23 protein-coding genes are annotated in these 26,466 nt (G+C 60.6%); 14 read left to right on the forward strand and 9 right to left on the reverse strand.

What is annotated here, in order from left to right; translation table 11 throughout:
• The first annotated feature begins 334 nt into the window (after window positions 1–334).
• Window positions 335–466, forward strand: coding sequence for a hypothetical protein (locus RAK1035_RS20640; RefSeq protein WP_008281428.1), 132 nt, complete (start codon window positions 335–337; stop codon window positions 464–466).
• A gap of 46 nt (window positions 467–512) precedes the next feature.
• On the opposite strand, the gene RAK1035_RS06990 is transcribed toward RAK1035_RS20640, so the two are convergent.
• Window positions 513–998 carry a lytic transglycosylase domain-containing protein gene (locus RAK1035_RS06990; protein WP_008281429.1) on the reverse strand — a complete coding sequence of 162 codons (486 nt, stop codon included), beginning with the start codon at window positions 996–998 and terminating at the stop codon, window positions 513–515.
• Between the two features lie 125 nt (window positions 999–1,123).
• Here RAK1035_RS06990 and RAK1035_RS06995 point away from each other — a divergent pair, with 125 nt between their 5' ends.
• A complete protein-coding gene (locus RAK1035_RS06995; protein ID WP_037297947.1) occupies window positions 1,124–1,978 on the forward strand; it encodes an SDR family oxidoreductase in 855 nt (284 codons plus the stop codon).
• 74 nt (window positions 1,979–2,052) lie between these two features.
• Here RAK1035_RS06995 and RAK1035_RS07000 read toward each other — a convergent pair whose 3' ends face one another.
• From RAK1035_RS07000 to RAK1035_RS07010, 3 genes are read right to left on the reverse strand one after another with little or no spacing between them, the layout of a single operon-like run.
• A complete protein-coding gene (locus RAK1035_RS07000; RefSeq protein ID WP_008281431.1) occupies window positions 2,053–3,126 on the reverse strand; it encodes a 5-(carboxyamino)imidazole ribonucleotide synthase in 1,074 nt (357 codons plus the stop codon).
• On the reverse strand, window positions 3,119–3,607 hold the full coding sequence (gene purE, locus RAK1035_RS07005; protein ID WP_008281432.1) for a 5-(carboxyamino)imidazole ribonucleotide mutase: 489 nt from the start codon (window positions 3,605–3,607) through the stop codon (window positions 3,119–3,121). Before purE ends, RAK1035_RS07000 begins: the two co-directional genes overlap by 8 nt.
• Window positions 3,608–3,653: 46 nt before the next feature.
• The gene (locus RAK1035_RS07010) at window positions 3,654–3,878 is read right to left on the reverse strand and encodes a YdcH family protein (RefSeq protein ID WP_008281433.1); all 225 of its coding nucleotides are present in this window, start codon (window positions 3,876–3,878) and stop codon (window positions 3,654–3,656) included.
• A 159-nt stretch (window positions 3,879–4,037) separates the two neighbouring features.
• Here RAK1035_RS07010 and RAK1035_RS07015 point away from each other — a divergent pair, with 159 nt between their 5' ends.
• Both RAK1035_RS07015 and RAK1035_RS07020 read left to right on the forward strand, forming a co-directional pair.
• Complete coding sequence (locus RAK1035_RS07015; RefSeq protein ID WP_037297884.1) at window positions 4,038–4,451, forward strand: Hsp20 family protein; 414 nt, start codon at window positions 4,038–4,040, stop codon at window positions 4,449–4,451.
• Between the two features lie 6 nt (window positions 4,452–4,457).
• Window positions 4,458–4,685 carry a DUF1150 family protein gene (locus RAK1035_RS07020; RefSeq protein ID WP_008281435.1) on the forward strand — a complete coding sequence of 76 codons (228 nt, stop codon included), beginning with the start codon at window positions 4,458–4,460 and terminating at the stop codon, window positions 4,683–4,685.
• 78 nt (window positions 4,686–4,763) lie between these two features.
• Here the strand turns inward: RAK1035_RS07020 and RAK1035_RS07025 are convergent, their stop codons facing one another.
• On the reverse strand, window positions 4,764–6,470 hold the full coding sequence (locus tag RAK1035_RS07025) for a bifunctional sulfate adenylyltransferase/adenylylsulfate kinase (protein WP_008281436.1): 1,707 nt from the start codon (window positions 6,468–6,470) through the stop codon (window positions 4,764–4,766).
• Between the two features lie 289 nt (window positions 6,471–6,759).
• On the opposite strand from RAK1035_RS07025, the gene RAK1035_RS07030 reads away from it, so the two are divergent.
• The gene (locus RAK1035_RS07030; RefSeq protein ID WP_037297886.1) at window positions 6,760–7,806 is read left to right on the forward strand and encodes a cytochrome-c peroxidase; all 1,047 of its coding nucleotides are present in this window, start codon (window positions 6,760–6,762) and stop codon (window positions 7,804–7,806) included.
• 49 nt (window positions 7,807–7,855) lie between these two features.
• Here RAK1035_RS07030 and dapA read toward each other — a convergent pair whose 3' ends face one another.
• Entirely contained in the window at window positions 7,856–8,731 is an 876-nt protein-coding gene (dapA, locus tag RAK1035_RS07035) for a 4-hydroxy-tetrahydrodipicolinate synthase (protein WP_037297888.1), read from the reverse strand.
• 149 nt (window positions 8,732–8,880) lie between these two features.
• Here dapA and RAK1035_RS07040 point away from each other — a divergent pair, with 149 nt between their 5' ends.
• Window positions 8,881–10,833, forward strand: a complete 1,953-nt coding sequence (locus RAK1035_RS07040; protein WP_008281439.1) for a lytic transglycosylase domain-containing protein — start codon at window positions 8,881–8,883, stop codon at window positions 10,831–10,833.
• Between the two features lie 36 nt (window positions 10,834–10,869).
• Here RAK1035_RS07040 and RAK1035_RS07045 read toward each other — a convergent pair whose 3' ends face one another.
• Both RAK1035_RS07045 and RAK1035_RS07050 read right to left on the reverse strand, forming a co-directional pair.
• Window positions 10,870–13,074, reverse strand: a complete 2,205-nt coding sequence (locus RAK1035_RS07045) for an NADP-dependent isocitrate dehydrogenase (protein ID WP_008281441.1) — start codon at window positions 13,072–13,074, stop codon at window positions 10,870–10,872.
• Between the two features lie 136 nt (window positions 13,075–13,210).
• A complete protein-coding gene (locus RAK1035_RS07050; RefSeq protein WP_037297950.1) occupies window positions 13,211–14,434 on the reverse strand; it encodes an MFS transporter in 1,224 nt (407 codons plus the stop codon).
• A gap of 571 nt (window positions 14,435–15,005) precedes the next feature.
• Between RAK1035_RS07050 and RAK1035_RS07055 the strand changes: the two genes are divergently transcribed.
• The 8 genes from RAK1035_RS07055 (at window position 15,006) to RAK1035_RS07090 (ending at window position 24,099) form a co-directional block, all read left to right on the forward strand.
• Window positions 15,006–16,025: a C4-dicarboxylate TRAP transporter substrate-binding protein gene (locus tag RAK1035_RS07055; RefSeq protein ID WP_008281443.1), complete on the forward strand. Its 1,020-nt coding sequence runs from the start codon at window positions 15,006–15,008 to the stop codon at window positions 16,023–16,025.
• Between the two features lie 74 nt (window positions 16,026–16,099).
• Window positions 16,100–16,732, forward strand: a complete 633-nt coding sequence (locus RAK1035_RS07060; protein ID WP_008281444.1) for a TRAP transporter small permease subunit — start codon at window positions 16,100–16,102, stop codon at window positions 16,730–16,732.
• Between the two features lie 12 nt (window positions 16,733–16,744).
• The gene (locus RAK1035_RS07065; protein ID WP_008281445.1) at window positions 16,745–18,145 is read left to right on the forward strand and encodes a TRAP transporter large permease; all 1,401 of its coding nucleotides are present in this window, start codon (window positions 16,745–16,747) and stop codon (window positions 18,143–18,145) included.
• A 91-nt stretch (window positions 18,146–18,236) separates the two neighbouring features.
• Window positions 18,237–19,100 (forward strand): OmpA/MotB family protein, encoded by an 864-nt coding sequence (locus RAK1035_RS07070; RefSeq protein WP_008281446.1) that lies wholly within the window; start codon window positions 18,237–18,239, stop codon window positions 19,098–19,100.
• An 87-nt stretch (window positions 19,101–19,187) separates the two neighbouring features.
• Complete coding sequence (locus tag RAK1035_RS07075; protein ID WP_008281447.1) at window positions 19,188–20,489, forward strand: flagellar hook protein FlgE; 1,302 nt, start codon at window positions 19,188–19,190, stop codon at window positions 20,487–20,489.
• A 33-nt stretch (window positions 20,490–20,522) separates the two neighbouring features.
• Window positions 20,523–21,971, forward strand: a complete 1,449-nt coding sequence (gene flgK / locus RAK1035_RS07080; RefSeq protein ID WP_008281448.1) for a flagellar hook-associated protein FlgK — start codon at window positions 20,523–20,525, stop codon at window positions 21,969–21,971.
• A 2-nt stretch (window positions 21,972–21,973) separates the two neighbouring features.
• Window positions 21,974–22,984: a flagellin gene (locus tag RAK1035_RS07085; protein ID WP_037297892.1), complete on the forward strand. Its 1,011-nt coding sequence runs from the start codon at window positions 21,974–21,976 to the stop codon at window positions 22,982–22,984.
• Between the two features lie 29 nt (window positions 22,985–23,013).
• Window positions 23,014–24,099: a flagellar basal body P-ring protein FlgI gene (locus RAK1035_RS07090; RefSeq protein ID WP_232279211.1), complete on the forward strand. Its 1,086-nt coding sequence runs from the start codon at window positions 23,014–23,016 to the stop codon at window positions 24,097–24,099.
• A 2-nt stretch (window positions 24,100–24,101) separates the two neighbouring features.
• On the opposite strand, the gene RAK1035_RS07095 is transcribed toward RAK1035_RS07090, so the two are convergent.
• On the reverse strand, window positions 24,102–26,318 hold the full coding sequence (locus tag RAK1035_RS07095) for a hypothetical protein (protein ID WP_008281451.1): 2,217 nt from the start codon (window positions 26,316–26,318) through the stop codon (window positions 24,102–24,104).
• Window positions 26,319–26,466: the final 148 nt, after the last annotated feature.

Genomic DNA, 26,466 nt, shown 5'->3' on the forward strand with positions numbered 1-26,466 from the left:
CCGTTGCCTCGCCAGACCGCGGCCCGTCGACCGCGCGGCTGTCTCTCCCGAGGACAAGGCGCGACAGGCCGCATGAGATCCCCGCTTTCGCGGGGATGACGGGAAAAGGGGGCGAGGAGTCCGCCTGCGCGGGGATGACGGGGGAGGGGGATAGCCCCCAGCCCCCCTTGTCGCCGCGCCTCTGCCCGCTTATCTTGCACTTTGCAGCACCGGCCCCGCGCCGTGCCTGCTGCGCCCGAGGGCTCATCGCCCTGACCCTGTCAGGCCCCCTGATCCCCTGAGCACGACCCGGCCCGGCACCCCGCCTGACCGGGATCCGTCAGGAGACGATCCCATGTCCAAAGGAAAAAGCCAGAGCAACCGTGAGGCCAAGAAACCCAAGAAGGAAAAGCCCAAGGTTCTTGCCACCGCGAATTCCAACAGTGGCAAGAACGCCACCGTGATCGCAGGCAAAGCGGTCAAGTAAACGCTGGGTCGACAGCCGCGCAATCGGCGCGGATGTGACCTGCCCCTCAGGCCGAGCGCAGACCGGTTTCCACCAGAAGCCCTTTGCGCTTGGCCTCGTAATAATAGCCCCGCGCATACCACATGATCGCCGCATCAGGATTGCCATCCGCCACGATATAGGCCCCGCGCAGGTATTTGACCCCGTATTTCAAATTGGTCTCGGCATCGAGCAACTCGGAGGCAGGCCCCCGATGCCCCATGCCGCGCGCCGTCTGGGGCAGGATTTGCAGCAGGCCATAATAGGGCCCGTTGCGCGCACCGGGGCGATGCGTGCTCTCTCGGATCGCCAGACGATGCACAAGGCTGCGCGGCACCTCGTAATGATCGGCATATTTGTTGATCAGACTACGCAACTCGGGCGTTTCATTGGGATAGAGGGGCGGATCAAAAGGGGCGTTGCGGCTGGACACTTCCGGCTCTGGCCGCGCACAGGCGGCCAGCGGGGCAACCGCGATGAAACCCAGAACAAGACGGCGACTGATCAAAGACATGGCGGCTCCTGAAAAACACTGGGTGCAAGATGCCTGCATCCGTCTTTTCGCGCCAGAGGGCTTGTATGGCGCAGGCGAAACCCCGCCGCCTTGCCAATCCCCGCCGCCCGCGCCATGTAAGGGCGATGACACAAACGCTTCTTTCCTTTGGCCACGGCTTTTCCGCCCGCGCCCTTACCGCTCGCCTGTTGCCGCAGGGCTGGCAGATCATTGGCACCACCCGCAGCGCTGACAAGGCCGAGGTTTTGCGCCGCGAGGGGGTGACGCCCGCGCTTTGGCCGGAGGATGATTTGCGGCCTGCTTTGGCATCGGCCACGCATCTGTTGATTTCTGCCGCACCCGATGCGGCGGGCGATCCGGTGTTGGCGCGGTATCGCGATGCGATTACCGAGGCCGCGCCCCGGCTGGCCTGGGTTGGCTATCTGTCGACCACCGGAGTTTACGGCGATCATGCAGGCGGTTGGGTGGATGAGGCGACGCCGCTTACCCCCTCGACCAGACGCGGCCAGATGCGGGTTGACGCCGAGGCGGACTGGCAGGCGATCCCCGGTTTGCCGCTGCACATCTTTCGCCTTGCGGGGATTTATGGCCCCGGTCGCGGACCGTTCGAGAAAGTGCGCCAAGGCACGGCGCGGCGGATTGTAAAGCCGGGGCAAGTGTTTAGCCGCATCCATGTAGAGGACATCGCGCAGGTGCTGGAAGCGTCGATCAACCGGCCCAATCCGGGCGCGGTCTATAACCTCTGCGATGATGATCCGGCCCCGCCGCAGGATGTGATCGGCCATGCCGCAGACTTGTTGGGCCTGCCACTGCCCGAAGAGGTGGCCTTTGACGAGGCCGAGATGACACCAATGGCGCGGTCATTCTATGCGGAGTCAAAGCGGGTTTCGAACCGACGGATTAAAGAGGAGTTGGGGATAAAGCTGATTTATCCTGACTACCGATCTGGGTTGCGCGCGCTTTTAGCCGCCGGGGATTAAGAAGGGGGCGCTGCCCCCGTCCCGGACGTTGTCCGGGACTCCCCCGAGGTATTTTGGGCCAGATGAAGCCGGGGTCAGCCTTTGGATACAATCTTGTTGGCATGGCCCATCTTGCGCCCCGGCTTGACCTCTGCCTTGCCGTAGAGATGTAGTGAGACGCCGGATGCCCGCGCCAAGGCCGGCACGCGGTCCATGTCATCGCCGATCAGGTTTTCCATCACCACATCGGCATAGCGGGTGCCATCGCCCAAAGGCCAGCCAGCCACCGCGCGGATATGTTGCTCGAACTGGTCGATGGCGCAGCCTGCCTGCGTCCAGTGGCCGGAATTATGCACACGTGGCGCGATTTCATTGACGATGAGGCCCTTGGGCGTCACGAAAAGCTCGACCCCCATCACCCCTACATATTTGAGACTGTTGAGGATTTTGGCCGCCAAAAGCACCGCGTCGGTGCGCTGTGCCGCTGTCAGGCGTGCGGGCACGGTGGTGGTGCGCAGGATGCCGCCCTCATGCACATTCTCGCCGGGATCGTAGCAGGCCACATCGCCTGCCTGATTACGTGCGGCGATGACCGAGACTTCGTGGGAGAATTCGACAAAGCCTTCGTAGATCGCGGGTTGCCCGGCCATGTCAGCCAGCGCTTGTTCGGCATCGGTAGGGGACATGATCCGCGCCTGCCCTTTGCCGTCATACCCAAAGCGGCGGGTCTTGAGGATCGCAGGTATACCGATTTCGGCCATCGCTTCGGCCATGTCCTCGGGATCGTCCACGGCAGCAAAGGGGGCGGTCATCAGCCCCAGATCGCTCAGAAACGATTTTTCCAGAAGGCGGTCTTGACTGACCTTGAGGGCGCGGCGGTCTGGGCGCACTGGGCACGCACGCTCTAGCACATCGAGGGCTGCGGTGGGGATGTTCTCGAATTCATAGGTGATCACATCGACAATTCCGGCAAAGCGGCGCAGCGCGTCTTCGTCTGTGTAGTCGGCCTGAATATGCTGATGCGCCACATGGCTGGCTGGGCAATCGCCACCCGGCTCAAAGATCACGGTCTTGAACCCCAACCGCGAGGCGGCAACCGAGAGCATGCGGCCCAATTGCCCGCCGCCGAGGATTCCGATCGTGGCACCCGTGGGAAGCATATCACTCATCGCTGGGCTCATCCGGGATAGAGGCCGAAAGCGCCGCGCGCCAATCGTCCAGGCGCTGTGCAAGCGCGGCGTCAGAAATGGCAAGGATTGCCGCTGCCATCAGCCCGGCATTGGCCGCCCCCGCAGCCCCAATCGCCATCGTAGCCACCGGGAACCCCTTTGGCATCTGCACAATGGAGTAGAGGCTGTCGACGCCTGACAATGCCCGCGTCTGCACCGGCACGCCGATCACCGGCACGCGCGTCTTGGACGCCATCATCCCCGGCAGATGTGCCGCGCCACCGGCCCCGGCGATGATCACCTGCAAGCCGCGCGCGACCGCCGATTTGCCATAGTCCCAAAGCCGATCTGGCGTGCGATGTGCCGAGACGATGCGCGCCTCATAGGCTACGCCCAATTCATCCAGAATCTGCGCCGCTTCGCGCATGGTGGGCCAGTCGGATTGACTGCCCATGATGATGCCGATCTTTACGCCTGCCATGTAACGCCCCTCGTATCGAAGCGCGCACTATACTGATCACGTAGGCCTACGCAATGATGTCCGGGTAAAGCCGGTCCTCGATCCTTGCGATCATGTCGCGCAGCCAGAGTTTTTTCTTCTTGAGCCGCTGGATCATCAACTGATCCGCCGTGCCCTTGTCTTGCAGCGCGCGAATGGCCTCATCCAAATCGCGATGCTCGCGACGGAATTCCTCCAACTCGACGCGCAACACATCCTCGGATTTCATCGACAGGTCGCTGAAGGCATTCATGGCATGCGATTCCTCTGGGCTCTTGAGCGTTTAAGATAGCGAATCGGAACCCGTTCGCAAAGCCCTTGCACGCCTGTGGACCAGCCCCCATATTCCTATCCATGGCCGCCGAAACGGGGCCTGCAAGATGGACGGTCGCTTAAGCTCAAGGACGTGTCGATGACAAAGCTTACTCTGGGGTCGCACCCCTATATGCTGGGGTTTGAACAGCTGGAGCGCATGCTGGAACGCAGCGCGAAATCTGGAAACGAGGGCTATCCCCCCTTCAACATCGAACAGACCTCGCAGAATTCCTATCGTATCACGCTGGCTGTGGCTGGCTTTGCCGAGGATAATTTGGCGATCACTGTCGAGGATCGGCAATTGGTGATCCGCGGCCGTCAGAGCGATGAGGCCGAAGACCGGCTCTATCTGCATCGCGGCATCGCGGCGCGTCAATTTCAACGCTCTTTCGTGCTGGCAGACGGGGTCGAGGTGGGTGAGGCGATCATGGAAAACGGTCTTTTGCATGTCGATCTGACACGGGCACAGCCCGAACCGGTGGTGCAGAGAATCAAGATCAACAAGGGGTAAGCGATCATGGATACGCGATATGATTTCGGACAGGATACAGATCGCCCCATCGTTTATGTGCGCGCGGTCAAAGTGGGTGATCTTCCCGCCGATATGCGCGAACAGGTGGGGGATTTGACCACGCTTTACGCGGTGCACACCGCCGAGGGTGAGCGTCTGGCATTGGTGCGAGACCGCAAGTTGGCGTTTTTGCTTGCGCGTCAGAACAATATGGAGCCGGTGACGGTGCATTGATGGCCCGTGCTTAGCCGGTCAGATGGCAAAAGGGCCGCCCCGCAGGGGGACGGCCCTTTTTCGTTAAGTTAGCTGCGTTTAGCCGGCGATTAGGCCAAGGCTTTCGAGCTTGAGAATCACTTGATGCGCGCAGTTGTCGACATCGACATTCTCGGTCTCGACGCGCAATTCAGGGTTCTCGGGAACATCATACGGATCTGAGATCCCCGTAAATTCCTTGATCTTGCCTTCGCGGGCCAGCTTGTAGAGGCCCTTGCGGTCACGGCGTTCGCATTCCTCAAGGCTGGTCGAGACATGCACCTCGATAAAGGCGCCGAACTGCTCGACATCCTCGCGCACCGCGCGGCGTGTCGTGGCATAGGGGGCGATAGGCGCGCAGATGGCGATGCCGCCGTTCTTGGTGATTTCAGAGGCCACATACCCGATGCGGCGAATGTTGAGATCCCGGTGTTCCTTGGAAAAGCCCAGCTCGGAGCTCAGGTTCTTGCGCACGATATCGCCGTCGAGCAGGGTTACGGGACGCCCGCCCATCTCCATCAGCTTGACCATCAGAGCGTTGGCAATGGTGGATTTGCCCGAGCCTGAGAAGCCAGTGAAAAACACGGTAAAGCCCTGCTTGGACCGTGGCGGACGTGTGCGGCGCAATTCGCGCACCACTTCGGGGAACGAAAACCACTCGGGGATTTCCAGGCCTTCGGCCAAACGGCGGCGGAGTTCGGTGCCGGAAATATCAAGCACTGTTGCCCCTTCCGGCACTTCGGAAATCGGGTAATACTGGGCCTTCTCCTGCACATAGACCATATGTTTGAAATCGACCATCTCGATGCCGATTTCATCCTGATGCTGCTTGAACAACTCTTGCGCATCATAGGGGCCATAGAAATCCTGACCCTGACTGTTCTTGCCCGGGCCAGCGTGATCGCGACCCACGATGAAATGCGTGCAGCCGTGGTTTTTGCGGATCAGGCCGTGCCAGACCGCCTCGCGCGGGCCTGCCATCCGCATTGCCAGATTGAGCAGGCTCATCGTGGTGGTCGCGCTTGGGTATTTGTCGAGCACCGCCTCATAGCAGCGCACGCGGGTGAAGTGATCCACGTCCCCCGGTTTGGTCATGCCGACGACAGGGTGAATGAGCAGGTTCGCCTGCGCTTCTTTGGCGGCGCGGAATGTCAGTTCCTGATGCGCGCGGTGCAGCGGGTTGCGGGTTTGAAAGGCCACGACGCGGCGCCAGCCAAGTTTGCGGAAGAGGGCGCGCAATTCGTTGGGGGTATCGCGGCGGCCCCGGAAATCATAATGCACCGGCTGTTGAATGCCGGTCACAGGACCGCCCAGATAGATCTTGCCTGCCGTGTGATGCAGATAGTTCACCGCCGGATGTGCCAGATCATCCGCGCCGAACACATGCTCGGCCTCGCGCGCCTTGTTGGGGGTCCAGCGGTCGGTGACGGTCATGGTTGCCAGGATCACACCCTCTTGGTCGCGCAGAGCGATGTCCTGACCGATTTCCAGACCGTCAGCGAATTTTTCGTTCACATCCAGCGTGATCGGCATCGGCCAGAGTGTGCCGTCGGCCAGACGCATGTGTTCGACAACACCGTCGTAATCGGCCTCGCTCAGAAATCCCTTGAGCGGGTTGAAGCCGCCGTTCATCAAGAGTTCAAGGTCGCAGATCTGGCGCGGGCTGAGATCCCAGCTGGTGAGGCTCGCGGCCTCGACTTTGAGCTTTTGCGCACTCTCGTAAGAGACATAAAGTTCGGGCACGGGGGCGAGATTAGGCAATTGCATCGGAATCCTCGGATAATGACGTTTTAAGAGGTGTTGCAAAGGCAACGTATTGCGGCGCGGCTTAGACCCGTAAGAGGTCTGAAATCAAGGCATAGCCGCATTGCGCGCGCATTTGAGGCTAAAATGATGCGAAAAGACACTGAGAGCGAACAACTGGATTTCTAACGCCTAATCCGGCGAACGTCTCGGGCAATTGCATGGGATATTGAGGCAGATCAATCCGCTCTGGCATTGGCTAGATTAGAATCGTTCCAAGCGCGCGACTCATCGAAGCTAAAGGAGCAATTCCGTGACCCCTCCTCTCAAACTTATCCTCGGCACCCTGTCTGCCTTGGCCTTGGCGCAAGGCGCTGCGGCGTCTGATCTGCGCGAGCGCGCGCAAGAGCTTTTTGCGCCGTTGCCGTCGACCATCCCGGCGTTGAATGACAACGTGATCACAGAGGACAAGATCGACCTTGGCAAGGCGCTCTTTTTTGATCCGCGCATGTCAGCCTCGGGTGTTTTCTCGTGCAACTCCTGCCACAACCTCGCCACGGGCGGCGATGACAATATGGAGACCTCCATTGGGCATGCCTGGCAAAAAGGGCCGCGTAATTCGCCCACCGTTCTGAATGCCGTGTTCAACGAGGCGCAATTCTGGGATGGCCGCGCGGCGGACCTTGCCGAGCAGGCCAAAGGCCCGGTTCAGGCAGGTGTCGAGATGGCCAATACCCCGGAAAACGTCGTCGCAACACTGATGTCGATGCCGCAGTATATTGATTGGTTTACCGCCTCTTTCCCTGAGGAGGAGAACCCTGTCAGTTTCGATAATTTCGCCAAGGCGATTGAAGCCTATGAAGCAACGCTGATCACGCCCTCGCCCTTTGATGCCTTTCTCAATGGGGACGACGCGGCATTGAGTGACGGCCAAAAGGCGGGGCTTCAGTTGTTTATCGACAAGGGCTGTTCGTCTTGCCACAACGGCATCAACCTTGGTGGCAATGGCTATTATCCCTTTGGTCTGATCGAGAAACCCGGTGCCGACGTGCTGCCGCCTGACGACCGTGGCCGCTTTGCCGTGACCGAAACGGCTGATGATTCCTATGTGTTCCGTGCCGCGCCCCTGCGCAATATCGACCAAACCGCGCCCTATTTCCACTCGGGCAAGGTCTGGGATCTCAAGGTCGCGGTTCAGATCATGGGGACGTCGCAATTGGGGGAAGAAATCAACGATGCTGAGGCTGATCAGATCGTGGCCTTCCTCGGGGCGCTGACCGGCAAGATGCCAGAAGTGACCTATCCGGTCCTGCCCGCCGAGACCCTTCTGACCCCGCGTCCCACGGGAGAAGTGCAATAAAAATGGCGGGCGGGGGGTGTTTTGCCCCCCGCCGCGCGCCGAGTATGGGTTAGTTGATCAATCCGGCGTGGCGCATGCCGTCTTCGACCAGCGCCTTGGTCGGATCGCTAAGGCCCACCAACGGCGAACGCACCTCTTCGCTGCAAAGCCCTAGCCGCGACATGGCGTATTTGACGCCCACCAGCCCCGGTTCGACAAAGATCGCACGATGCAGAGGCATCAGACGGTCCTGCAATTCCAGCGCTTTGGCATAGTCGCCCGCCAGCGTCGCCTCTTGGACCTGCGCCACTAGCTTGGGCGCGACATTGGCGGTGACGGAAATCACGCCAACCCCGCCCTGCGCGTTGAACCCATGGGCGGTCGCATCTTCGCCGGAAATCTGGATGAAATCCTTGCCACAGGATATGCGCTGGGCGCAGACCCGCGCCAGATCGCCTGTTGCGTCCTTGACCCCCACAATGCGTGGCAATTGCGCCAGCTTGCCCATGGTGTCAGGGGTCATGTCCACGACGGACCGACCCGGAATATTGTAGATGATGATTGGCAGATCGCAGCAATCATGCAGCGCTGTGAAATGCGCAATCAACCCGGCTTGCGTTGGCTTGTTGTAATAGGGGGTCACGACCAGCGCGGCATTCGCTCCGACCTTGTGGGCGTGCTGCATCAACCGGATGCCTTCAAGCGTGTTGTTGCTGCCAGCGCCCGCAATAACCGGAATACGGCCCGCTGCGGCGCGCACCACCTCTTCGACGACCATCTCATGTTCCTGATGGGTCAATGTCGGGCTTTCGCCGGTCGTGCCTACGGGCACAAGCCCATGGCTACCCTCACCGATGTGCCACTCCACCAGTTTCTTGAGCGTTTCCACATCCACTGCGCCGTTCTTGAACGGCGTGACCAGGGCAGGAAAAGATCCTCTGAACATGACACGCTCCTCTTGCTGACTTTGTGGGCAGGACCCGCTAGTATTCCGGGCCATCGGCGGCAGACCGCACATCTGCACCGGCATCGTGCATGGACGCGGGCGCGCGGGCCGCTTAGGCTGGCGTTGTCTATCCTTCGCAAAAGCGGAAAATGCAAGAGATGTTGCGCGCGCTGATCATGGTTTTGGGGCTGAGCCTGTTGGTTTCGCCGGGGTATGCGTCTGATCTGCCACGGCAGGCACCACGCCCGCTGGCAAGTGCGCTTGATGCCATGCAGGCCGGACGCTGGGAAGTGGCTGCTCGTCTGGCGCGGCGCGATGGCATCGCCGCTGCGGATCTGATCGAATGGCACCGTCTGCGTGCGGGTTTGGGCGAACCGGATGCGATCCTCGATTTTCTTGGCCGCAACGCCCACTGGCCCGGTCTAGACTATCTACGACAGCAGAGCGAAGAGCCGATGACCCATGCCGATTTCGACAATGTGTTGGCGTTTTATAAGGGCTACACGCCCCAGACAGGCACTGGCGCGCTTAATCTTGCGCGCGCCTTACAGGCACGGGGGCGGCAAGGCGAGGCTGAGATTGGCCTTGTGTTGGCGTGGCGCACGCTGGACCTGACGGGTGCCGAACATCAGGATTTCCTGCGCGAGTTTGGCGCGCTCTTGGCCCCGCATCACGAGGCCCGGTTGGAAATGGCGCTTTGGCGGGGCTTGGCGGATGTCACGGATATGCTGCCCCTAGTCCCGGAAGAAGCGCGCCGTCTGGCGAAGTTGCGCGAGACTGTGAAACGCGACGGCGGCAAGGGGCTGACCGAGGCTGAGGCGCGCAATCCCGGCATCGCGTTCGAACTGTTCACCCGCCACCTGAGCAACGCGCCCGAGGATGCTATTGCTGTTCTCTTGCGCCAGAGCCGGATCAAGGCGGGGCTGGGAGAGCCGGAGCGCTGGGCCAGCTGGCGGCGCACCTTGGCGCGGCAGAGTATGCGCGCGGGCGAGGCGCAATTGGCCTATGATATCGCGTCCGTGCATCAGCTGGTCGAGGGGGCAAATTTTGCGGATCTCGAATGGCTTTCGGGGTATCTCGCGCTGACGTATCTCGACGCGCCTGAACTTGCGCTTGATCATTTCCAGCGCTTTCGTGCCGCTGTCGCCACGCCGATTTCGCTGGGGCGGGCGGGCTATTGGATTGGTCGCACCCAAGAGGCGCTGGGCGATCCAGAGGCGGCGCAACTGGCCTATGCCGAGGGGGCCGAATATCAGACCAGTTTTTACGGGCTATTGGCCGCTGAGGCGGGGAAGGTGGCATTTGATCTACGTCTGGCCGGGACCGAGGGCACGCCCGACTGGCGCGGTGCTGCGTTCGCGCAAACCGACCTGCATGAGATTGGAACGCTGGCCCTGCGCATGGGGGATCTGGGCCTTGCGCGGCGGTTTTTCCTGCATCTGGCCGAAACCCAAGATCGCACCGGCCTTATGCAAATGGGCCATATGCTCGAAGATCTCAAGCAGCCCCATCTTCAGGTAATGTTGGGCAAGACGGCGGCAGAGCGTGGAGTGATCGTGGAACGCCCCTATTATGCCCTGCATCCGATGGCGGACATGGACCTGCCAACGCCGATGGAACTGGCGCTTGCGATTGCCCGGCGAGAGAGCGAATTCAACCACGTGGTGGTCAGCGGCGCAGGCGCGCAGGGGCTGATGCAGCTTATGCCCGGCACGGCGCGGGATATGGCGCGTGATCTGGGCCTGCTCTATGTGCCCTCAGATGTGCTGAATGACTGGGTTTATAACGCGCGGCTTGGATCGGCCTATCTTGCCGGATTGGGTGCCCGGTTTGGTGGCAATATCGTGCTGGTCTCGGTCGGCTATAACGCTGGTCCGGGACGCGCGGCGCAATGGATCGAACAGTATGGCGATCCGCGGGGCCGCGATGCTCATGGGATCGTTGACTGGATCGAGCATATCCCATTCCGCGAAACCCAGAATTACGTGATGCGCGTGGCCGAAAGCCTGCCCGCTTATCGCGCCCGTCTGGGCAAAGACCCGCTGCCGCGCCCCTTCTCTGAGGAGCTGGCCGGGAATAGCGTGGCCCCGGTTGGAGAGTGAACCGCGCGACCCAAAGGGCCGCGCGGTCAGTGCCTGTTAGCCGATAATCGCGTTCAACGTCGCACTTGGGCGCATCACCGCTGCCAGCTTGGCCGGATCAGCGTGGTAATAGCCGCCAATATCGGCGGGTTTGCCCTGGGCTGCGGCCAATTCCCCAACGATTTTGGCTTCATTCTCGGCCAAGGCCTGTGCGACTGGCGCGAATTCTGCAGCAAGGGCTGCATCCTCGGTCTGGGTCGCCAAGGCCTCGGCCCAATAGCGGGCAAACCAGTAGTGGCTGTCGCGGTTGTCAGGCTCTCCCACCTTGCGGCTTGGTGAGCGGTCGTGATCCAGAATGCCCTGCGTGGCGGTTTCGGCAGCCTCGCCCAAGACACGGGCGCGGTCATTGCCGTTGGTTTCGGCCAGAAACTTTAGGCTCTCGCCCAGCGCGCAGAACTCGCCCAAGGAATCCCACCGCAGGTGATTTTCCGACTGCAATTGCTGCACATGCTTGGGCGCAGAGCCGCCGGCCCCGGTTTCGAACATGCCACCGCCCTGCATCAGCTTGACGATGGACAGCATCTTGGCGCTGGTCGCCAATTCAAGGATCGGAAACAGGTCTGTCAGGTAGTCGCGCAGCACGTTGCCGGTGATGGCTATGCTGTTCTCGCCCTTGGTGATGGTTTCCAAAGAGGCGCGGGTTGCCTCACGCGGGGCCATGATCTCGAACTTGTCCTCGACGCCGCGTGCCTTGAGGATCGGTTTTACCATCGCGATCAGCTCTGCGTCATGGGCGCGCGCCGCATCCAGCCAAAAGATCGACCGATAGCCGGTGGCCTTTTGCCGCTCGATGGCCAGATTGACCCAATCCTCGATCGGGGCTTTGCGTGCCGAGGCCGAGCGCCAGATGTCGCCCGCTTCCACGCTATGCTGATGCAGCACGGTGCCATCTTCGAGCATCATCTTGACGGTGCCAGTCTGAGGGATTTCAAAGGTTGTGGGATGGCTGCCGTATTCCTCGGCCTTTTGCGCCATCAGGCCAATGTTCTGCACTGTGCCTGCGGTTGCCGGGTTCAGTTTGCCATGCTCTTTGAAGAACTTGATGGTCTCGTCATAGACCGGCGCATAGGCGTTGTCTGGGATGACGCAGACGGCATCATGTTCTGCATTGTCCGGGCCCCAGCCCTTGCCGCCGGCGCGGATCAGCGCGGGCATGGAGGCGTCGATGATCACGTCGGACGGCACGTGCAGATTGGTGATCCCCTTGCCGGAATCCACCATGTAAAGCGGCGGGCGCGCGGCCATGCAGGCCTCAATCGCGGCCATGATTTCGGCCTCATCCTTTACCTTGGCCAATAGGTCGCCCAGCCCGGAATTCGGATTCACGCCAAGGGCGGCCATTGCATCGCCAAACTGCTCGAACACCGGAGCAAGGAAGGCTTTGACCGCGTGACCAAAAATGATCGGGTCCGAGACCTTCATCATCGTGGCCTTGAGATGGATGGAAAAGAGCACGCCTTCGGCCTTGGTGCGCGCGATTTCCTCGGCAAGAAAGGCGTCAAGTGCAGCGGCGCTCATGTAGGTGGCATCGACCACGGTGCCCGCCGGATAGCTCAGCCCATCCTTGAGCACGGTTTCGCCAGTGGCGGTTTCCAGAACAATCTTGGCCTTTGCGGTCTGTGGCAGGGTGGCGGATTTCTCGTTCGAGAAGAAATCCCCCCCCGACATAGCGGCCACGCGCGTCTTGCTGTCGGCGGACCAATCGCCCATGCGGTGCGGATTGGCTTGGGCGTATTTCTTGACGGCACTCGCGGCGCGGCGATCAGAATTGCCCTCGCGCAGAACCGGGTTCACGGCAGAACCCTTGAGCGCATCGTAGCGCGCGCGCGCGGTTTTCTCGTTTTCGGTCTGCGGGTCCTCGACGTAATCGGGGATGGCATAGCCTTGTCCTTGCAATTCGCGGATTGCTGCAAGGAGTTGCGGCACAGAGGCCGAGATATTCGGCAGTTTGATGACATTAGCGGTGGGGGTTTTAACCAGTTCGCCCAGTTCCGCGAGATCGTCGGCGATACGCTGTTCTTCGGTCAGATGCTCGGGGAAAGAGGCAAGGATGCGGCCCGCCAGCGAAATATCCTTGGTGCCGACGGTCACATCGGCCGCCGCCGCAAAGCGTTGGATGATCGGCAAGAGCGAGGCGCTCGCCAGTTCGGGGGCCTCATCGACCTTGGTGTAGATGATATCGGGGGTATTGGACGTGGCCATCGGGGATCCTTTCCGATCAGGGGATGCGCGCGGCGGCCCTGCGGCGCAGGCGCGCGACTCGTTGGATTGAGCTTGTCTTAGCGGATTATTTGCGCGCGATAAAGATAGTATGCGACGGTATACAAAATAAAATGACTCAAACCATTTCCGCTGTGCGTGCCCGCAACCGTTGCATCAGGACAAAGCCGGTCAGCACTGCGCCCAACACCCCTAAATGCGCGGGCATCGGGGTGCCTGCGAAATGCTGCCCGATGGGCACGGCAATTGCCACGCTGCCGACGGTGGCCACAGCCCCTGTCACACTCGCGGCCATGCCCGCAATCGCGCCCATCGGGGCCATTGCGAGCGCGTTGAGATTGCCCAGCGTCAGCCCGGCCTGAAAGAAAACGCTGGTCTGCCAGATCAGAAAGACCGCGAATTGCGCATGAGGCGGAAGGCCGATTTGCCAGAGCGCAATCGCCACCATGGACAGCCCGATTTGTGACGCCAGTGCCGCGCTCACCATCCGTTCCACCCCAAGGCGCATGACAAGGCGGGAGTTGAGGAAGCTGCCACAACCCGCAATGAGCGCCATGAGGAAAAACCAGTAGGGGAAACTCTCTGCGCGGTGAAACGTCACGTCGAACACTGGCTGGACCATGCTGAGAGAGGTGAAAAGCGTGGCCATGCAGAGCATTTGCACGACAATGGCCACCCGCGTCACCGGATGCGCCAACACCTCGCGCAGTGCGGCCCAGAGAGGGGCCGCGCGAAACGGGCGGCGCGCCTGCGGCGCAAGCGGTTCCGGCAGTCGCAGCGCCATCCAGACCGACAGGATCAGGGCAAAGAGCACAAAGGCTGCGAACACCCCGCGCCACCCTGCCAAGACAATCACACCCGCGCCCAAGAGTGGGGCCATTGCAGGCGTCAGAGCAAACACCATCATCACAAAGGACATGAGCCGCGCCATATCGCGCCCGGCATAAAGATCGCGGATAATGGCGATGGACACGATGCGAAACGCCGCCGCGCCCACGCCCTGAACCGCGCGGGCGGCCAGCAGGGTCTCAAGGCTTGGGGCAAGCATCGCAAGACCCGCCCCCGCCGCATAAATCGCCGCACCGATCAGGATCACCCGCTTGCGTCCGAAGCTGTCCGAAAGTGGGCCAGAGACAAAGGTGCCCAAACCCAAACCCAGCAAAAATGCTGTAATGATCAGTTGCGCCCGGTTGGGCGCCTCTGGCGTCAGCGCCTCGGCGATATGCGGCAAGCCGGGCAGCATCGCGTCGATTGAAAACGCCACCGTCGCAGCCATCATCGCCATCATGGCAATGAACTCTGGCCGGGAGAGGGCAGGTTTGGCAGGCGCACTGTCAGGCATGCGGAAACTTTCGTCGTGCGATCGGACCGCGTTTAGCACGCCATCTTTGGGCTGACCAGACAGGGCTTTGCGAATAGTTGACAAAAAGAGTATGTGAAATCCCTTGGGTTCGATAACAGCAACCGGATAGCGATGCTTTCCCATTGCCCAGGCTCAGCCTAGTCGGTCTCATTGGAGCGGTGGCGACCAAGGCCGATGCCCCCGCGAGGGATCGCGCGCATGTTTTCATAGGCATGACGGATGAAGTGAAGCCTTTGATAGCGGTCAAATCCAATGGTCTTGGCAACGGGGTGCTGCCGCTCCGAGGCGCGGGCTTCTTAAGGTCGAGGACCGGCGCGCCCCACGCTTGGCTCAGTCGTCTTTCAGCCCCGCGCTCCGGTATTGATGGCGCAGGATGCGGCCAACCCTTTGGCTTGGGCCAAGGTCAGCTAAGGCTGGACAAACCAGCCCGCCTGGTGTGTTGTAAGGCAATCCACTGGGTTGCCGTCGATATTCATTGTTTACAAAGAACAATGTTGACCCATTTCCGAATGGCAACCCCAATCAAACAAACGAAACAGGGAGAAAAACCATGAAGAAATACCTTAGCTACACCGCTGTGGCCGCCCTAAGCCTTGCCTTTGCAGGCGAGGCTATGGCGACCGAATGGAACGTGTCTGTCTGGGGCAAACGCCGTGCCTTTACCGAACACGTCGAAAAGATCGCGGAGTTGGTGAGCGCAAAGACCAATGGCGAGTTCACCATGAACATCAGCTATGGCGGTCTTTCGAACGAGAAAGAGAACCTTGATGGCATCTCAATCGGGGCGTTCGAAATGGCGCAGTTCTGTGCCGGATATCATGCCGACAAGAACCCATCGCTGACAGTGATGGAATTGCCGTTCCTTGGCGTGGAGACGTTGGAACAGGAAACCGCCCTTGCGCAGGCCCTTTACGCTCATCCGGCGGTGCAGGCTGATCTGGCGCGATGGAATGCGACGCTTTTGATGCCCACGCCGATGCCTCAGTATAACTTTGTCGGTGCAGGTGACGTGCCTGACAGCCCCGAGGATTTCAAAGGTATGAGCGTGCGCGCGCTTGGCGGGATCGGTACTGCCATGCAGGCGATCGGCGCTGTGCCCACCTCGATGTCTGCGACGGAAGTGCGGCAATCAATGGATAGCGGCGTGGTCAAGGCCGTCAGCTTTGCGCCACATGCCCATATGTCCTTTGGGACCATCGAGAGCGCGACATGGTGGACGGCCAATCTCAATCCCGGCACGGTGAACTGCCCCGTCGTGGCCAATACCGATGCCCTCAACGCGCTGAGCGATGCAGAGCGCGAGGCCCTGCTTGGGTCGGTTGATGAGGCGCTGGCGCATTACATTGACTATTACGAGAACGAGACGATGAAGGCTTGGGGGCCTGCACTCGAAGAGCGCGGGATCACATCGGTCAGCTTTGATCAGGCCTCGCTTGATGCGTTCAAAGAGGCGGCCGCTGGCCCAGCCGCGCAGAGCTGGATCGAAGAGAATTCCGCGCGTGGCCTTCCCGCTCAGGAACTCTATGAATTCGTTACAAGCAAACTGACCGAAATCAAGGGCGGCTCCTGAGCCGATGAAACCGGCCCGCCGTGCAGAGCGCGCGGCGGGTCGTTTATCATCCTAAAACGACAGGGGGAAAACCCATGGCGGGTTCCGCATCCGTGCTGTCTGATAACAGCCTATTGAGCCAACTTGACCGGCGCCTTTATCGGTTGGAACGCGTGTTGGCCTTGCTGAGCGGTCTGGCGGTGTTCAGCATCATGATCCTTGCGGTGATCTCGGTCAGTGGCCGGAATTTTTTCAATCAACCTGTCCCCGGTTATGTCGACTGGATCGAGCAAATGATGCCGCTGATCGCGTTTATGGGCGTGGCCTACACGCAGCGCGATGGCGGGCATATCCGCATGGATATTGTTGTAAGCCTGCTCAAGGGCCGGGCGCTCTGGTTGGTTGAACTCATCACCACGCTGGCGGTCTTGGTCCTGATGCTGCTGTTGGTTTGGGGAAGCTGGGCACATTTTCAACGCAGCTTCGACTTTGCTGCACCGATGTGGAGCCGCGACAGCACGATTGATATCGGCCTGCCGATCTGGCCTGCCAAGATACTGGCGCCCATCGCCTTTGCCGTGCTGTCCCTGCGTCTGACGCTGCAACTCTGGGCCTATGGACGGGCCTTTCTTTCGGGGTCAGAGCAGCCAGTGGCGGTGCCTTTGATAGAAGATGTGGCCACGCAGGCCGCGCGCGAAGCCGCGCAATTGACCGGCCATGACACGTAAGGAACGCATCTGATGGAGCCCATCGAGATTGGAATTGTCGTCACTGGACTGATGTTGGTTGTTGTGGTTCTGGGCATGCGGGTGGCTTTTGCCGCAGCTCTGGCCGGTGTCATCGGCCTGATCTGGATTTTCTGGTCCAAAAAGGGCTATGCGGGCGACGAATTCCTCTGGGCTGTGACCGTCGCAGTCAAGACCGCTGGGCAGGTGCCGCATTCCAAGGTCAGCTCGCAGGCGCTGAGCCTTATTCCCACCTTCATCTTGATCGGCTATCTCGCCTATTACGCGGGCCTCACACAGGCTCTTTTCGAGGCGGCTAAACGCTGGATTGCCTGGGTGCCGGGGGGCCTTGCGGTGTCGACCGTCTTTGCCACCGCAGGCTTTGCCGCCGTGTCGGGGGCCAGTGTGGCGACAGCGGCGGTTTTTGCCCGTATTGCCATCCCCGAGATGCTCAAGATCGGCTATGATAAACGCTTTGCTGCGGGTGTTGTGGCGGCTAGTGGCACCTTGGCCAGCCTCATTCCGCCCTCGGCCCTTTTGGTGATCTACGCCATCATCGTCGAGCAGGACGTGGGCAAGCTCTTGTTGGCGGGGTTCGTGCCGGGGATGTTCTCGGCGATTGTCTATGTCCTTTTGATCATCGGTCTGGCCCTGACGATCAAGGGATTTGGCCCGCCGGTCACGGGATTTACATGGCGTCAGCGGCTTGTCTCTTTGCCGCCCGCGCTGCCCATCGTGTTTGTGGTCGTTACAATCGTGTTCTTTGTCTACAATCCGTTTGGCGGCGATGCTTGGGGCACACCCACCGAAGGCGGGGCCATCGGGGCGTTTCTGGTGTTTCTGGTCGCGCTCTATCGCGGCATGCGGTGGCGCGAGTTGAAAGATGCCCTGCTCGAGACTGCCAAGCTCAGTGTGATGATCTTCACGATTATTTGGGGCGTGCTGATCTATGTGCGGTTCCTCGGCTTTGCCGATCTACCGCATGCCTTTGCCAATTGGATCACCTCTCTGACCATGTCACCAATGCTGATCCTGATCTGCATCCTGCTGGCCTATGCGGTGTTGGGCATGTTCATGGATGCAATCGGGATGCTGCTGCTGACCCTGCCGGTGGTCTATCCGGCGGTCATGGCGCTGAATGGCGGTGTCGCGGTCAGCGCGGCGGACAGCACCTTTGGCATGTCGGGACCGATGTGCGCGATCTGGTTCGGGATTCTTGTGGTCAAGATGGCCGAGTTTTGTTTGATAACGCCACCGATCGGGCTCAACTGCTTTGTTGTGGCGGGGGTGCGGGACGATATCAGCGTGCAGGATGTGTTCAAGGGCGTGGCACCGTTCTTTGTCGCAGATGCTGTGACCATCGCACTTTTGGTGGCCTTTCCGGCGATTGTCTTGTGGTTGCCGGGGCAGGTATGACGACGCGAAATCGCTAAAACTTGAGGTGTTAACAGCCCAGTAAGCTCTGTTGTGCTAATCCTTAACGTGGGTGAGTACAAAGGTGGTGAGAATGGGCGCGCAGAGCAATGCGAAGCCAGTCATCATCAAACGGAAAAAGGTTGTGGGCGGTGGCGGGCATCATGGGGGCGCCTGGAAGGTTGCCTATGCTGACTTTGTCACGGCTATGATGGCCTTTTTCCTGCTGATGTGGCTGCTGAACGCGACGACCGAACAACAACGCAAAGGGATCTCGGACTATTTTAGCCCGACGGTCCCGATCAGTCGAACCTCTGGCGGTGGCGACGGTGCCTTTGGGGGCGAGAGCGTCTTTTCCCAGGAGACTCTGTTGCAGAGTGGCTCTGGAGCCTCTCAACCTCTGGCGACCTCCAGCCAACAGGTGCGGGGCGAGATGGGGCTGGTTGAAGGCGGCAATCTCTCGGCTGATCAAGAGGCTGACGCACAGGCGTTTTCCACCATCGAGGCGATGCTGACAGGGCGGAGCGGCGAGAGCATGGTGTCGGACGACCTTCTGCGACATATCGTGACCCGTGTCACCGATGAGGGTTTGGTAATCGAGATTTTCGAGCTGCCCGGTGCCTTGCTCTTTGAACCGGACCAAACAAGCCCGACGCGCCTGCTCCAAGACCTCTCGATGCTCTTGGCCTCTGCTGCCAATCTGGTGATCAACGATGCAGCCCTTGCGGGTCACACGCGTGCACGACCCATTACTCTGGTACGAAACCCGGTCTGGGACCTGTCAACGGCGCGTGTTGATCAGTTTCGCCAAAGGCTTGAGGACGCAGGGCTTGCGGCCAAACGGATACGTCGAATCGCGGGCCATGCGGATCGTTCTCCGGCTGTGAGCGATCCGATGGACCTGCGCAACAACAGGCTCGAGTTGATCCTGCTGCGATCCGAGAGCGGCCAGAACTAGGGATAATTTTATCTATTAGCGGACTGTTAAAGTTACGCGCGTATGCCTGTGTCCCAAGGTTGGTCGACGCAGCAGAAGGGCGTATCCATGACAATTTCCTCCTCACTCAATGCCAGCGTTGCGGGGCTGAACGCGAATGCCACGCGGCTTGCCACCATATCGGATAATATCGCGAATTCGTCGACCTTTGGCTATCGTCGGGTCGAGGCGGATTTCGAATCCGTTGTGATCGCGGGTCGCGGCGGCAGCTATGCTGCGGGTGGGGTGCGTGCGGGTACGCAGCGCCTGATTGATCAGGGCGGTGCGATTGTCAGCTCTTCGAACCCGACCGATCTCGCGGTGCGCGACCGTGGGTTCCTGCCGGTGGCGCGTGTCACCGATCTGGTAGTTGGCAATGGCGACCCTCGGATGCTGTTGACCACGACCGGATCTTTTCGCGCCGACCCTCAGGGGCGGCTTGTAACGGAATCGGGTCTTGTTCTGCTTGGGTGGCCTGCCAACCCTGATGGCACGATCCCCGAATTTTCCCGCGATACCAGCACCGGGCTGGAGCCTGTTCAGATCAACGTCAACCAGCTGACCGGTGAGCCGACCACTGCCATCAATCTGGGTGTGAACCTGCCAGCCACAGATACGCGCTTTGACAGCTTGGGCGATCCCCGGCAGCTCTCGATCGAGTATTTCGACAATCTCGGTACGTCCGAGACAATCTCGATTCAGTTCACGCCCACCATTCCAGCCACGGGCCTCTCGAATGAATGGACCGTCACCCTCACCGACTCTGCGCAAGGCAATGCGCTGATCGGCGAATATGTTTTAACCTTTGATGATGCGCGCGAGACGGGCGGCACGTTGTTGAATGTTCAGAGTGTGACAGGTGGCACCTATGATCCGACCAGCGGCGCCATCATCGTTGATGTCGCGGGAGGCCCGATCGAGATCAATATCGGGCGTCCGGGCACCTCTGCTGGCATGAGCCAGCTCTCGGATAGCTTTGCGCCGCATTCTATCGCCAAGGATGGCTCTCCAGTAGGCAACATGACCTCGGCCAATGTGGACGCGAACGGATTTGTACGCGCCACTTTTGATACCGGGGTCAGCCGGATTGTGTATCAGGTGCCGCTCGTGGACCTGCCAAATCCGAATGGCATGGTCTCGATGGATCAACAGACCTACTTGCCCTCGACCGATAGCGGCTCGTTTTTCCTGTGGGATGCGGGGGCTGGGCCGACGGGCGATATTGTGGCCTTTGCCCGTCAGGAATCCGCCACCGATGTTGCGGGCGAATTGACGGATATGATCCAGACTCAGCGCGCCTATTCTTCGAATGCCAAGGTCATCCAGACCGTCGACGAAATGTTGCAGGAAACAACCAATATCATCCGCTGATCGCTTCTTTGAGGCAGAAGGAAAGGAAATGTCATGAGCCTTGGTTCCGCCCTGTCCAGCGCCCTGAGTGGGCTTGCCGCCAATACGCGCGCAGTGGATGTTATTTCGGGCAACCTCGCCAATGCACTGACCGAGGGGTTCGCGCCGCGCGAGGTCACGCTTGCGGCGACGCGGGACGGTCGGGGCGTGCAGGTCACGGGTATCGTGCGTCAGGTCGATCTGGGTCTTTTGTCAGACAGACGCTTGGCTGATAGCGCGCGCGCGGCCTCTGAGGTGCAGGCCGCGTTCGCCCGCGCGGTGGAAAGTTCAGTTGGCACACCCGACGCTCCAAACTCCCTCACAGGGCGTCTGGCCACGCTTGAAGTGGCGCTCGAGACGGCGGCCACCCGACCCGAGGATACAAACCGGCTTGACGCGGTCCTGAGCGCGGCACAGGACCTGACTGCGGGGATCAACGATGCGGCGGCAGACATCGCGCGACTGCGCACGGCGGCAGATCGCGACATCGCAACAACGGTGCAGGAACTGAATGCAGGTCTTCAAGAGGTGGCCGCGCTCAATGTTCAGATCACCACGGGGCAGTCGCGTGGGACTGACATCACAGCACTTGAGGACCAGCGCCAACGCACCATTGACACGCTGTCGCTGATCGTCCCGTTGCGCCAGGTGCCGCGTGGGGATGCCTCTGTTGCGCTTGTCACCACTGCCGGAGGGATGCTGCTGGATGGTCGAGCTGTCAAGCTGACCTTTGCTGCCACACCCCTGGTGACGCCGCACATGACACACAAAGAAGCGCAACTCTCGGGCATCGCCATCGATGGGGCTGACGTGCCCATCGGTGCCGACCGGGGGCCTTTGCAAGGCGGTCGCCTTGGCGCCCTACTCGACATCCGGGATCGCGCAGCAGTTGAGGCCAATTCCAAGCTCGATGCGCTGGCGCGCGATCTGGTTGAGCGGTTTCAAGCCCCGGGTCTCGACGCAACCCGCGCACCCGGTGCACCGGGCCTTCTAACCGATGCAGGCGCTATTTTCGAGGCTGGAAACGCGCTTGGCCTTGCCGGACGGATCGCGGTTACCCGCCTTGTCGATCCCTCACAGGGGGGCGCACTCTTTCGCCTTCGGGATGGGCTTGGGGCAACGGATGGCGGGCCGCCAGGGGCGGGGGCGCTGCTTGGGGCGTTGAGCCACGCCTTGACGCAGACCAGCGTCTTACCTTCTGGCCTCTTGGGGGGTGCGGCGCGTTCGGCTGCCAATCATGCCGCTACCCTGATCTCAAGCCTCTCCCAAGAGCGGGTCACAACCGAAGCGCGCCTAAGCTTTGCCACAGGTCAGTCCGCCGAGTTTCGAGCGCAGGAATTGGCCACGGGCGTAGACAGCGATGCAGAGCTGCAGCGCCTTTTGCTGGTCGAGCAGGCGTTCGGGGCTAATGCCCGTATGATCCAGACGATTGATGACCTGCTTGATACCCTGTTGAGGATATGACCATGAATTTTCAGAGCATTGGTGATCTTGCGCAGTCCTTTGCGCTGCGCCGGCAGGGCGTGGACCTGCGCCAGCAATTGGACCGTCTTGGGCTAGAATTGAGCAGTGGCCGGGCCGCAGACCTTGGGCGGCACCTGTCGGGAAACCTCCTGCCACTGGCCGACATCGAGCACGAACTGGTGCTCTTGGCGGGGCATCGCACGGCTGCCCGTGAGGCTGCGACCGATACCGAGGTCATGCAAGCCGCTTTGGCCCGCGTGCAGGGCGTCACCACAGATCTTGCGACACAGGCGATCATCCTGGGCACAGCGGGTACGACACGCCAAGTGTCGGACCTTGCCGCAACCGCAACTCAGGCCCTTGGCTCCTTGATCGGATCTCTCAACACCGAGGTGGCAGGGCGCGCCCTCTTTTCTGGCGCGCAGACAGACACAAGCCCGCTGGCCGCAACTGAAACCGTCCTCTCCGAGGTCCGCGATGCGCTTATTGGGGCGACGACTGCCGCAGAGGTAAAAAGCCGATTGGATGTCTTCTTTGATAGTCCGACCGGCGGGTTTCTGGCCTCGATCTATCAGGGCGGGGATAGCGAGGTTGCCCCCTACCGGCTTGGCTCGGGCGAGTCTGTGGCCCTTGATATCCGGGCGGATCATGCGGGGTTGCGCGCGGCGCTCAAGCAGGTCGCCTTGATCGCCGTAAGCGATGATGCGGGTCTGGCTCTGGCTTTGGGTGATCGGATCAGCCTTGCCTCTGGGGCCGGTGTTGCACTCTTGGCACATCAGGATGTGCTGACCGAAATGCGCGCAAGTCTCGGGCAGGCCGAGAACCGGATCGCGCAATCTGCCGTGCGTATCGCCGCTGAAATCACCAGTTTCGAGATCGCGCGCGGCGAACTGGTCTCTGTCGATGCGTTCGAGACGGCGGTCGAGTTGGAGCAGGTGCAATTCCAACTGGAATCCCTTTATACCGTAACGGCGCGGGCGTCGCGCCTCAGCCTCTTGAATTTCCTGTCATGACCCTCTGGTTGGGGCTTGTCCGGGGGATCATGGCATTGGCGCTTGCGCTTGCGGGCGTTACGGCTGCGGCCAGTCCGATCCGGATCAAGGATCTGGTCGAGTTTGACGGGGTGCGCGGCAATGACCTTGTGGGCTATGGCCTTGTTGTGGGGCTGAATGGCACGGGTGACGGGTTGCGCAATGCGCCCTTCACCGAAGAGATCATGTCGAATATCCTCGAACGCCTCGGAATCAACGTCTCGGGCGAGCAATTTCGCCCCAAGAATGTTGCTGCCGTGTTTGTCACGGCCGAGTTGCCGCCCTTTGCCCGCGCGGGCAGCCAGATCGACGTGACGATATCCGCCATCGGCGATGCCAAGAGCCTGTTGGGCGGCACCCTTGTAATGACCCCGCTCAATGCGGCGGATGGTCAGATTTATGCCGTGGCTCAGGGTACGATCATTGCTGGGGGCGTGGCGGCGCAAGGGGATGCGGGCGGGGTTGTGCAAGGGGTCCCGACGGCGGGTGTCATTCCCTCTGGTGCGCGGGTCGAGCGCGAGATCGACTTTGACTTTGCGGGCCTTGATACAATCCGGCTGGCCCTGCGAGAGCCGGATTTCACCACTGCCGGCCGGATAGAGACGGCGATCAATGGCCGTGTGGGCCGGGATGCCGCCATCATGCTGGACGCTGGCACCGTGCAATTGACGCTCTCGCGGATGCGTGCGGCCTCGCCCGCGCATGCCCTTGGCCAGATCGAGAATATTCTGGTCGAGCCCGAGCGCAAGGCCCGGGTTGTGGTCGATCAACGGTCAGGCACCATCGTGATGGGGCAGGATGTCCGTATATCGCGGGTCGCCGTTTCACAGGGTAACCTGACCCTACGCATTCAGGAAACGCCGCTTGTGGTGCAACCCAATCCCTTTGCCCAAGGCGAAACCGTTGTGGTGCCGCGCACACAGGCCGGGATCGAAGAAGAGCCCGGGATTGGATTGGCCGAGGTTTTACCCGGCACCTCACTCTCGGAGGTGATTGCCGGATTGAATGCGTTGGGTGTGGCCCCGCGTGACATGATCGACATTCTCAAAAGCATCAAGGCGGCAGGCGCGCTGCATGCCGAGTTCGTCGTGCGCTAGGATCATCCCGCCTTGAGCGCCTCAAGTCCGATGCGAACAGCACGGTTCGGGTTCTGTGCCAGTATGCGCGCCCCCAGCCTTTCGGCGAGTTTGGTGTGCCCTTTGGCAACGGCGCGGGTGAACAACTCGCGTTGATAGCGCGGCAAGTCGCGCCGGGCGCGCAGCAGGCGGTAATAGTCCTCAGCCGTGAGGGTTCCGTTCAGGGCCCCGAGAATGATCGGGCTAAGAATGCCCATCTGATTGAGCGCACTGCCCAAGCGATGCCCAAGAAGGGGCGCGCGCAAATGCTGCACATTCGGATGTTGGAACCGGGCGGCATGTTGGGCATCGAGCGGCTCGTAGGGATCATAGAGGATCGACACGCGATTGGCCGCGTGACTTACCTCTGCCGCATCTCCGTATTTTCCTGAAAAATCTCGATCCCAAACGGTTTTGTATCGCGTTTCCCAAGGCACGACGGACCTGTCGACCGTGCTCTGCGGCGAGATGGCAACCACGTCGCAGCCGGGTGCCGCCGGCGCAAAGGCGCAGGCGGCATAGCCCCCCATCGAGGCGCCATAGAACACCACGCGGCGAAACTCTTTGAAGAACCCCTCTTGTTGGAGGGCGTCGAATTGCGCGCAGACCCATGGTTCGCGGTACCATGTCCAGCCACCAGCCAGAACGCCCAGCATCGACCACCCCTGATCTTGAATGAAACTATACCCCCAAGGCCGCCGATCTTCGCGCTTGGTCATGGCGATATCCAGATTGTCGAAGGTCACAACCAGTGTATCCGGATCGCGTGGCATGAAGAGAAAGCTGTGGCCCTCTGGGCCTGCGCGATACCAGCCATCCTTGCCCGCAAGTTGCTGCGCGATCTGGTCCCAATTGTCGTCGCTGGGTGCAGCCTCTGGCGCTTTGGGCTGGAGGCGGATGCGAGTGATCGGATGTCCCTCTTCTTCGCGCGTCGAGAGCGGCGTATAGGTGCCAAAGGCCTTGAGAAAGGGAAAGGCCCCAGAACCCTTGCGCACATCCATAAACACGCGGCTATCCGCATGCAGACAGCGTTCGAGAAATTTCCCGAGAAACGGCACGTTGTGACGGTCGCCAAACCCCGAGAGGTTGCAAAGCACATCCACGGAGCGCAGCTCGTTCTCTGACCGGATGACCCGGATACGGTCGGGGCTGACGTCATTCTCGACCAGAAAGGCGGTATATCCCGCCACCCAATCCTCTTCGCCGTCTTTGAATTTGCCGCGGCGGTTGCAGTTGATGAGCTGGATGTCGCAATCGAATTTATGGTGCAACGCCAACATGAAACCGCGGGCCTGTCCGGTGAGATCCGCCGCAACGCTGACAGACTCTAGGTCTAGCTCGTCGATAAGTGCACCTTCGAATGTACTGTTGCCGCGCCCTTTGATCGGGGCGAGGGCGGGCGTGATCCCGGTTTCCTGGACCAGTTTCTCCAAATAGGATCCCTTGGGCGGAAGGCCATTGTGGATATTACCCAATTGCCGCTTGTTCGAGGCCCAGAGGTGGAGCGCGGTGGTCTCAGGGGTGATCAGCCCCTCGGCCAATTCAGCCCGGCGCAGGAATTTGAACCGTTCTGGAAAGGTGATCGGATAAAAGGCGTTGAGCGATTGCACATGCGCCTCTAGCCCCAAGGCATGCACATAATGCGTGACCATCATCGGCCCCCAGACGCCCCAAGGCTGTTGCGAGACATGCACCGGTTTGCCCTTTTGCGCCTGTTTTCGCATCATCTCTTGCCGCTTGCGGGGCAGAAAGGGCGCGATGGCATAGCGATCCGAGGTAAATTCCAGCATCTGTGCCAGAATTTCGCTGTCGGCGGGGAGGCCCAATACGGCGTTGTTGACACGATGCTCGCCCGGCAGCTCATACCCCAGCACATAGTCGCTGTCATAGTCCATCGGGCGATGGCAATAGACATCGGTATCCACCCAAATCATGCCGGGGCATTTTTGGATCATGTGCAGGCGGAACCAGTCGGCAAAAAGGGCGTAGCTGTTTTTCTGCTCGTATTTGATGAAATCATCGGTGTCGATAATCTCGCGCCCGTCGCGAAAGATGACGCCTGCGGGCATGTTCGGGATGGGTTCATAGGCGAATAGGGTGATTTTCTGGCCCTTGTCCACAAAGGACTTGAGGCAAATCTGTTCCAGCCAGCTGAGTGCGCCGCCAATCCAGAGCGTTCCAACCTCGCGTGTCCGTGCCACCAGAAACTCTCCTTTTTGCGCGCCATAGCGCTGGCAAATCGCAGTTGCGAGCAGGTTAGACGCTCTGACCGGGTTTGTGAATCGCCAGAATGGGGGGCGTAGGCGAAAGTGTGGGGCCGTGTCAGCCATGCCATGTGGCTTGTCTTGA

This window comes from Roseovarius sp. AK1035 (assembly GCF_003288315.1).
GTDB classification, from domain to species: domain Bacteria; phylum Pseudomonadota; class Alphaproteobacteria; order Rhodobacterales; family Rhodobacteraceae; genus Roseovarius; species Roseovarius mucosus_A.

What these genes read in the sequence shown, in the direction of transcription:
- RAK1035_RS07085 (WP_037297892.1), top strand. Translation starts at nt 21,974, where the DNA reads ATGAATTTTCAGAGCATTGGTGATCTTGCGCAGTCCTTTGCGCTGCGC.
- RAK1035_RS07040 (WP_008281439.1), top strand. Translation starts at nt 8,881, where the DNA reads ATGCAAGAGATGTTGCGCGCGCTGATCATGGTTTTGGGGCTGAGCCTG.
- RAK1035_RS07065 (WP_008281445.1), top strand. Translation starts at nt 16,745, where the DNA reads ATGGAGCCCATCGAGATTGGAATTGTCGTCACTGGACTGATGTTGGTT.
- RAK1035_RS07045 (WP_008281441.1), bottom strand. Translation starts at nt 13,074, where the DNA reads ATGGCCACGTCCAATACCCCCGATATCATCTACACCAAGGTCGATGAG.
- RAK1035_RS20640 (WP_008281428.1), top strand. Translation starts at nt 335, where the DNA reads ATGTCCAAAGGAAAAAGCCAGAGCAACCGTGAGGCCAAGAAACCCAAG.
- purE (WP_008281432.1), bottom strand. Translation starts at nt 3,607, where the DNA reads ATGGCAGGCGTAAAGATCGGCATCATCATGGGCAGTCAATCCGACTGG.
- RAK1035_RS07050 (WP_037297950.1), bottom strand. Translation starts at nt 14,434, where the DNA reads ATGCCTGACAGTGCGCCTGCCAAACCTGCCCTCTCCCGGCCAGAGTTC.
- RAK1035_RS07025 (WP_008281436.1), bottom strand. Translation starts at nt 6,470, where the DNA reads ATGCAATTGCCTAATCTCGCCCCCGTGCCCGAACTTTATGTCTCTTAC.
- RAK1035_RS07015 (WP_037297884.1), top strand. Translation starts at nt 4,038, where the DNA reads ATGACAAAGCTTACTCTGGGGTCGCACCCCTATATGCTGGGGTTTGAA.
- RAK1035_RS07020 (WP_008281435.1), top strand. Translation starts at nt 4,458, where the DNA reads ATGGATACGCGATATGATTTCGGACAGGATACAGATCGCCCCATCGTT.
- RAK1035_RS07075 (WP_008281447.1), top strand. Translation starts at nt 19,188, where the DNA reads ATGACAATTTCCTCCTCACTCAATGCCAGCGTTGCGGGGCTGAACGCG.
- RAK1035_RS06995 (WP_037297947.1), top strand. Translation starts at nt 1,124, where the DNA reads ATGACACAAACGCTTCTTTCCTTTGGCCACGGCTTTTCCGCCCGCGCC.
- RAK1035_RS07055 (WP_008281443.1), top strand. Translation starts at nt 15,006, where the DNA reads ATGAAGAAATACCTTAGCTACACCGCTGTGGCCGCCCTAAGCCTTGCC.
- RAK1035_RS07070 (WP_008281446.1), top strand. Translation starts at nt 18,237, where the DNA reads ATGGGCGCGCAGAGCAATGCGAAGCCAGTCATCATCAAACGGAAAAAG.
- RAK1035_RS07060 (WP_008281444.1), top strand. Translation starts at nt 16,100, where the DNA reads ATGGCGGGTTCCGCATCCGTGCTGTCTGATAACAGCCTATTGAGCCAA.
- flgK (WP_008281448.1), top strand. Translation starts at nt 20,523, where the DNA reads ATGAGCCTTGGTTCCGCCCTGTCCAGCGCCCTGAGTGGGCTTGCCGCC.
- dapA (WP_037297888.1), bottom strand. Translation starts at nt 8,731, where the DNA reads ATGTTCAGAGGATCTTTTCCTGCCCTGGTCACGCCGTTCAAGAACGGC.
- RAK1035_RS07090 (WP_232279211.1), top strand. Translation starts at nt 23,014, where the DNA reads ATGGCATTGGCGCTTGCGCTTGCGGGCGTTACGGCTGCGGCCAGTCCG.
- RAK1035_RS07010 (WP_008281433.1), bottom strand. Translation starts at nt 3,878, where the DNA reads ATGAATGCCTTCAGCGACCTGTCGATGAAATCCGAGGATGTGTTGCGC.
- RAK1035_RS07000 (WP_008281431.1), bottom strand. Translation starts at nt 3,126, where the DNA reads ATGAGTGATATGCTTCCCACGGGTGCCACGATCGGAATCCTCGGCGGC.
- RAK1035_RS06990 (WP_008281429.1), bottom strand. Translation starts at nt 998, where the DNA reads ATGTCTTTGATCAGTCGCCGTCTTGTTCTGGGTTTCATCGCGGTTGCC.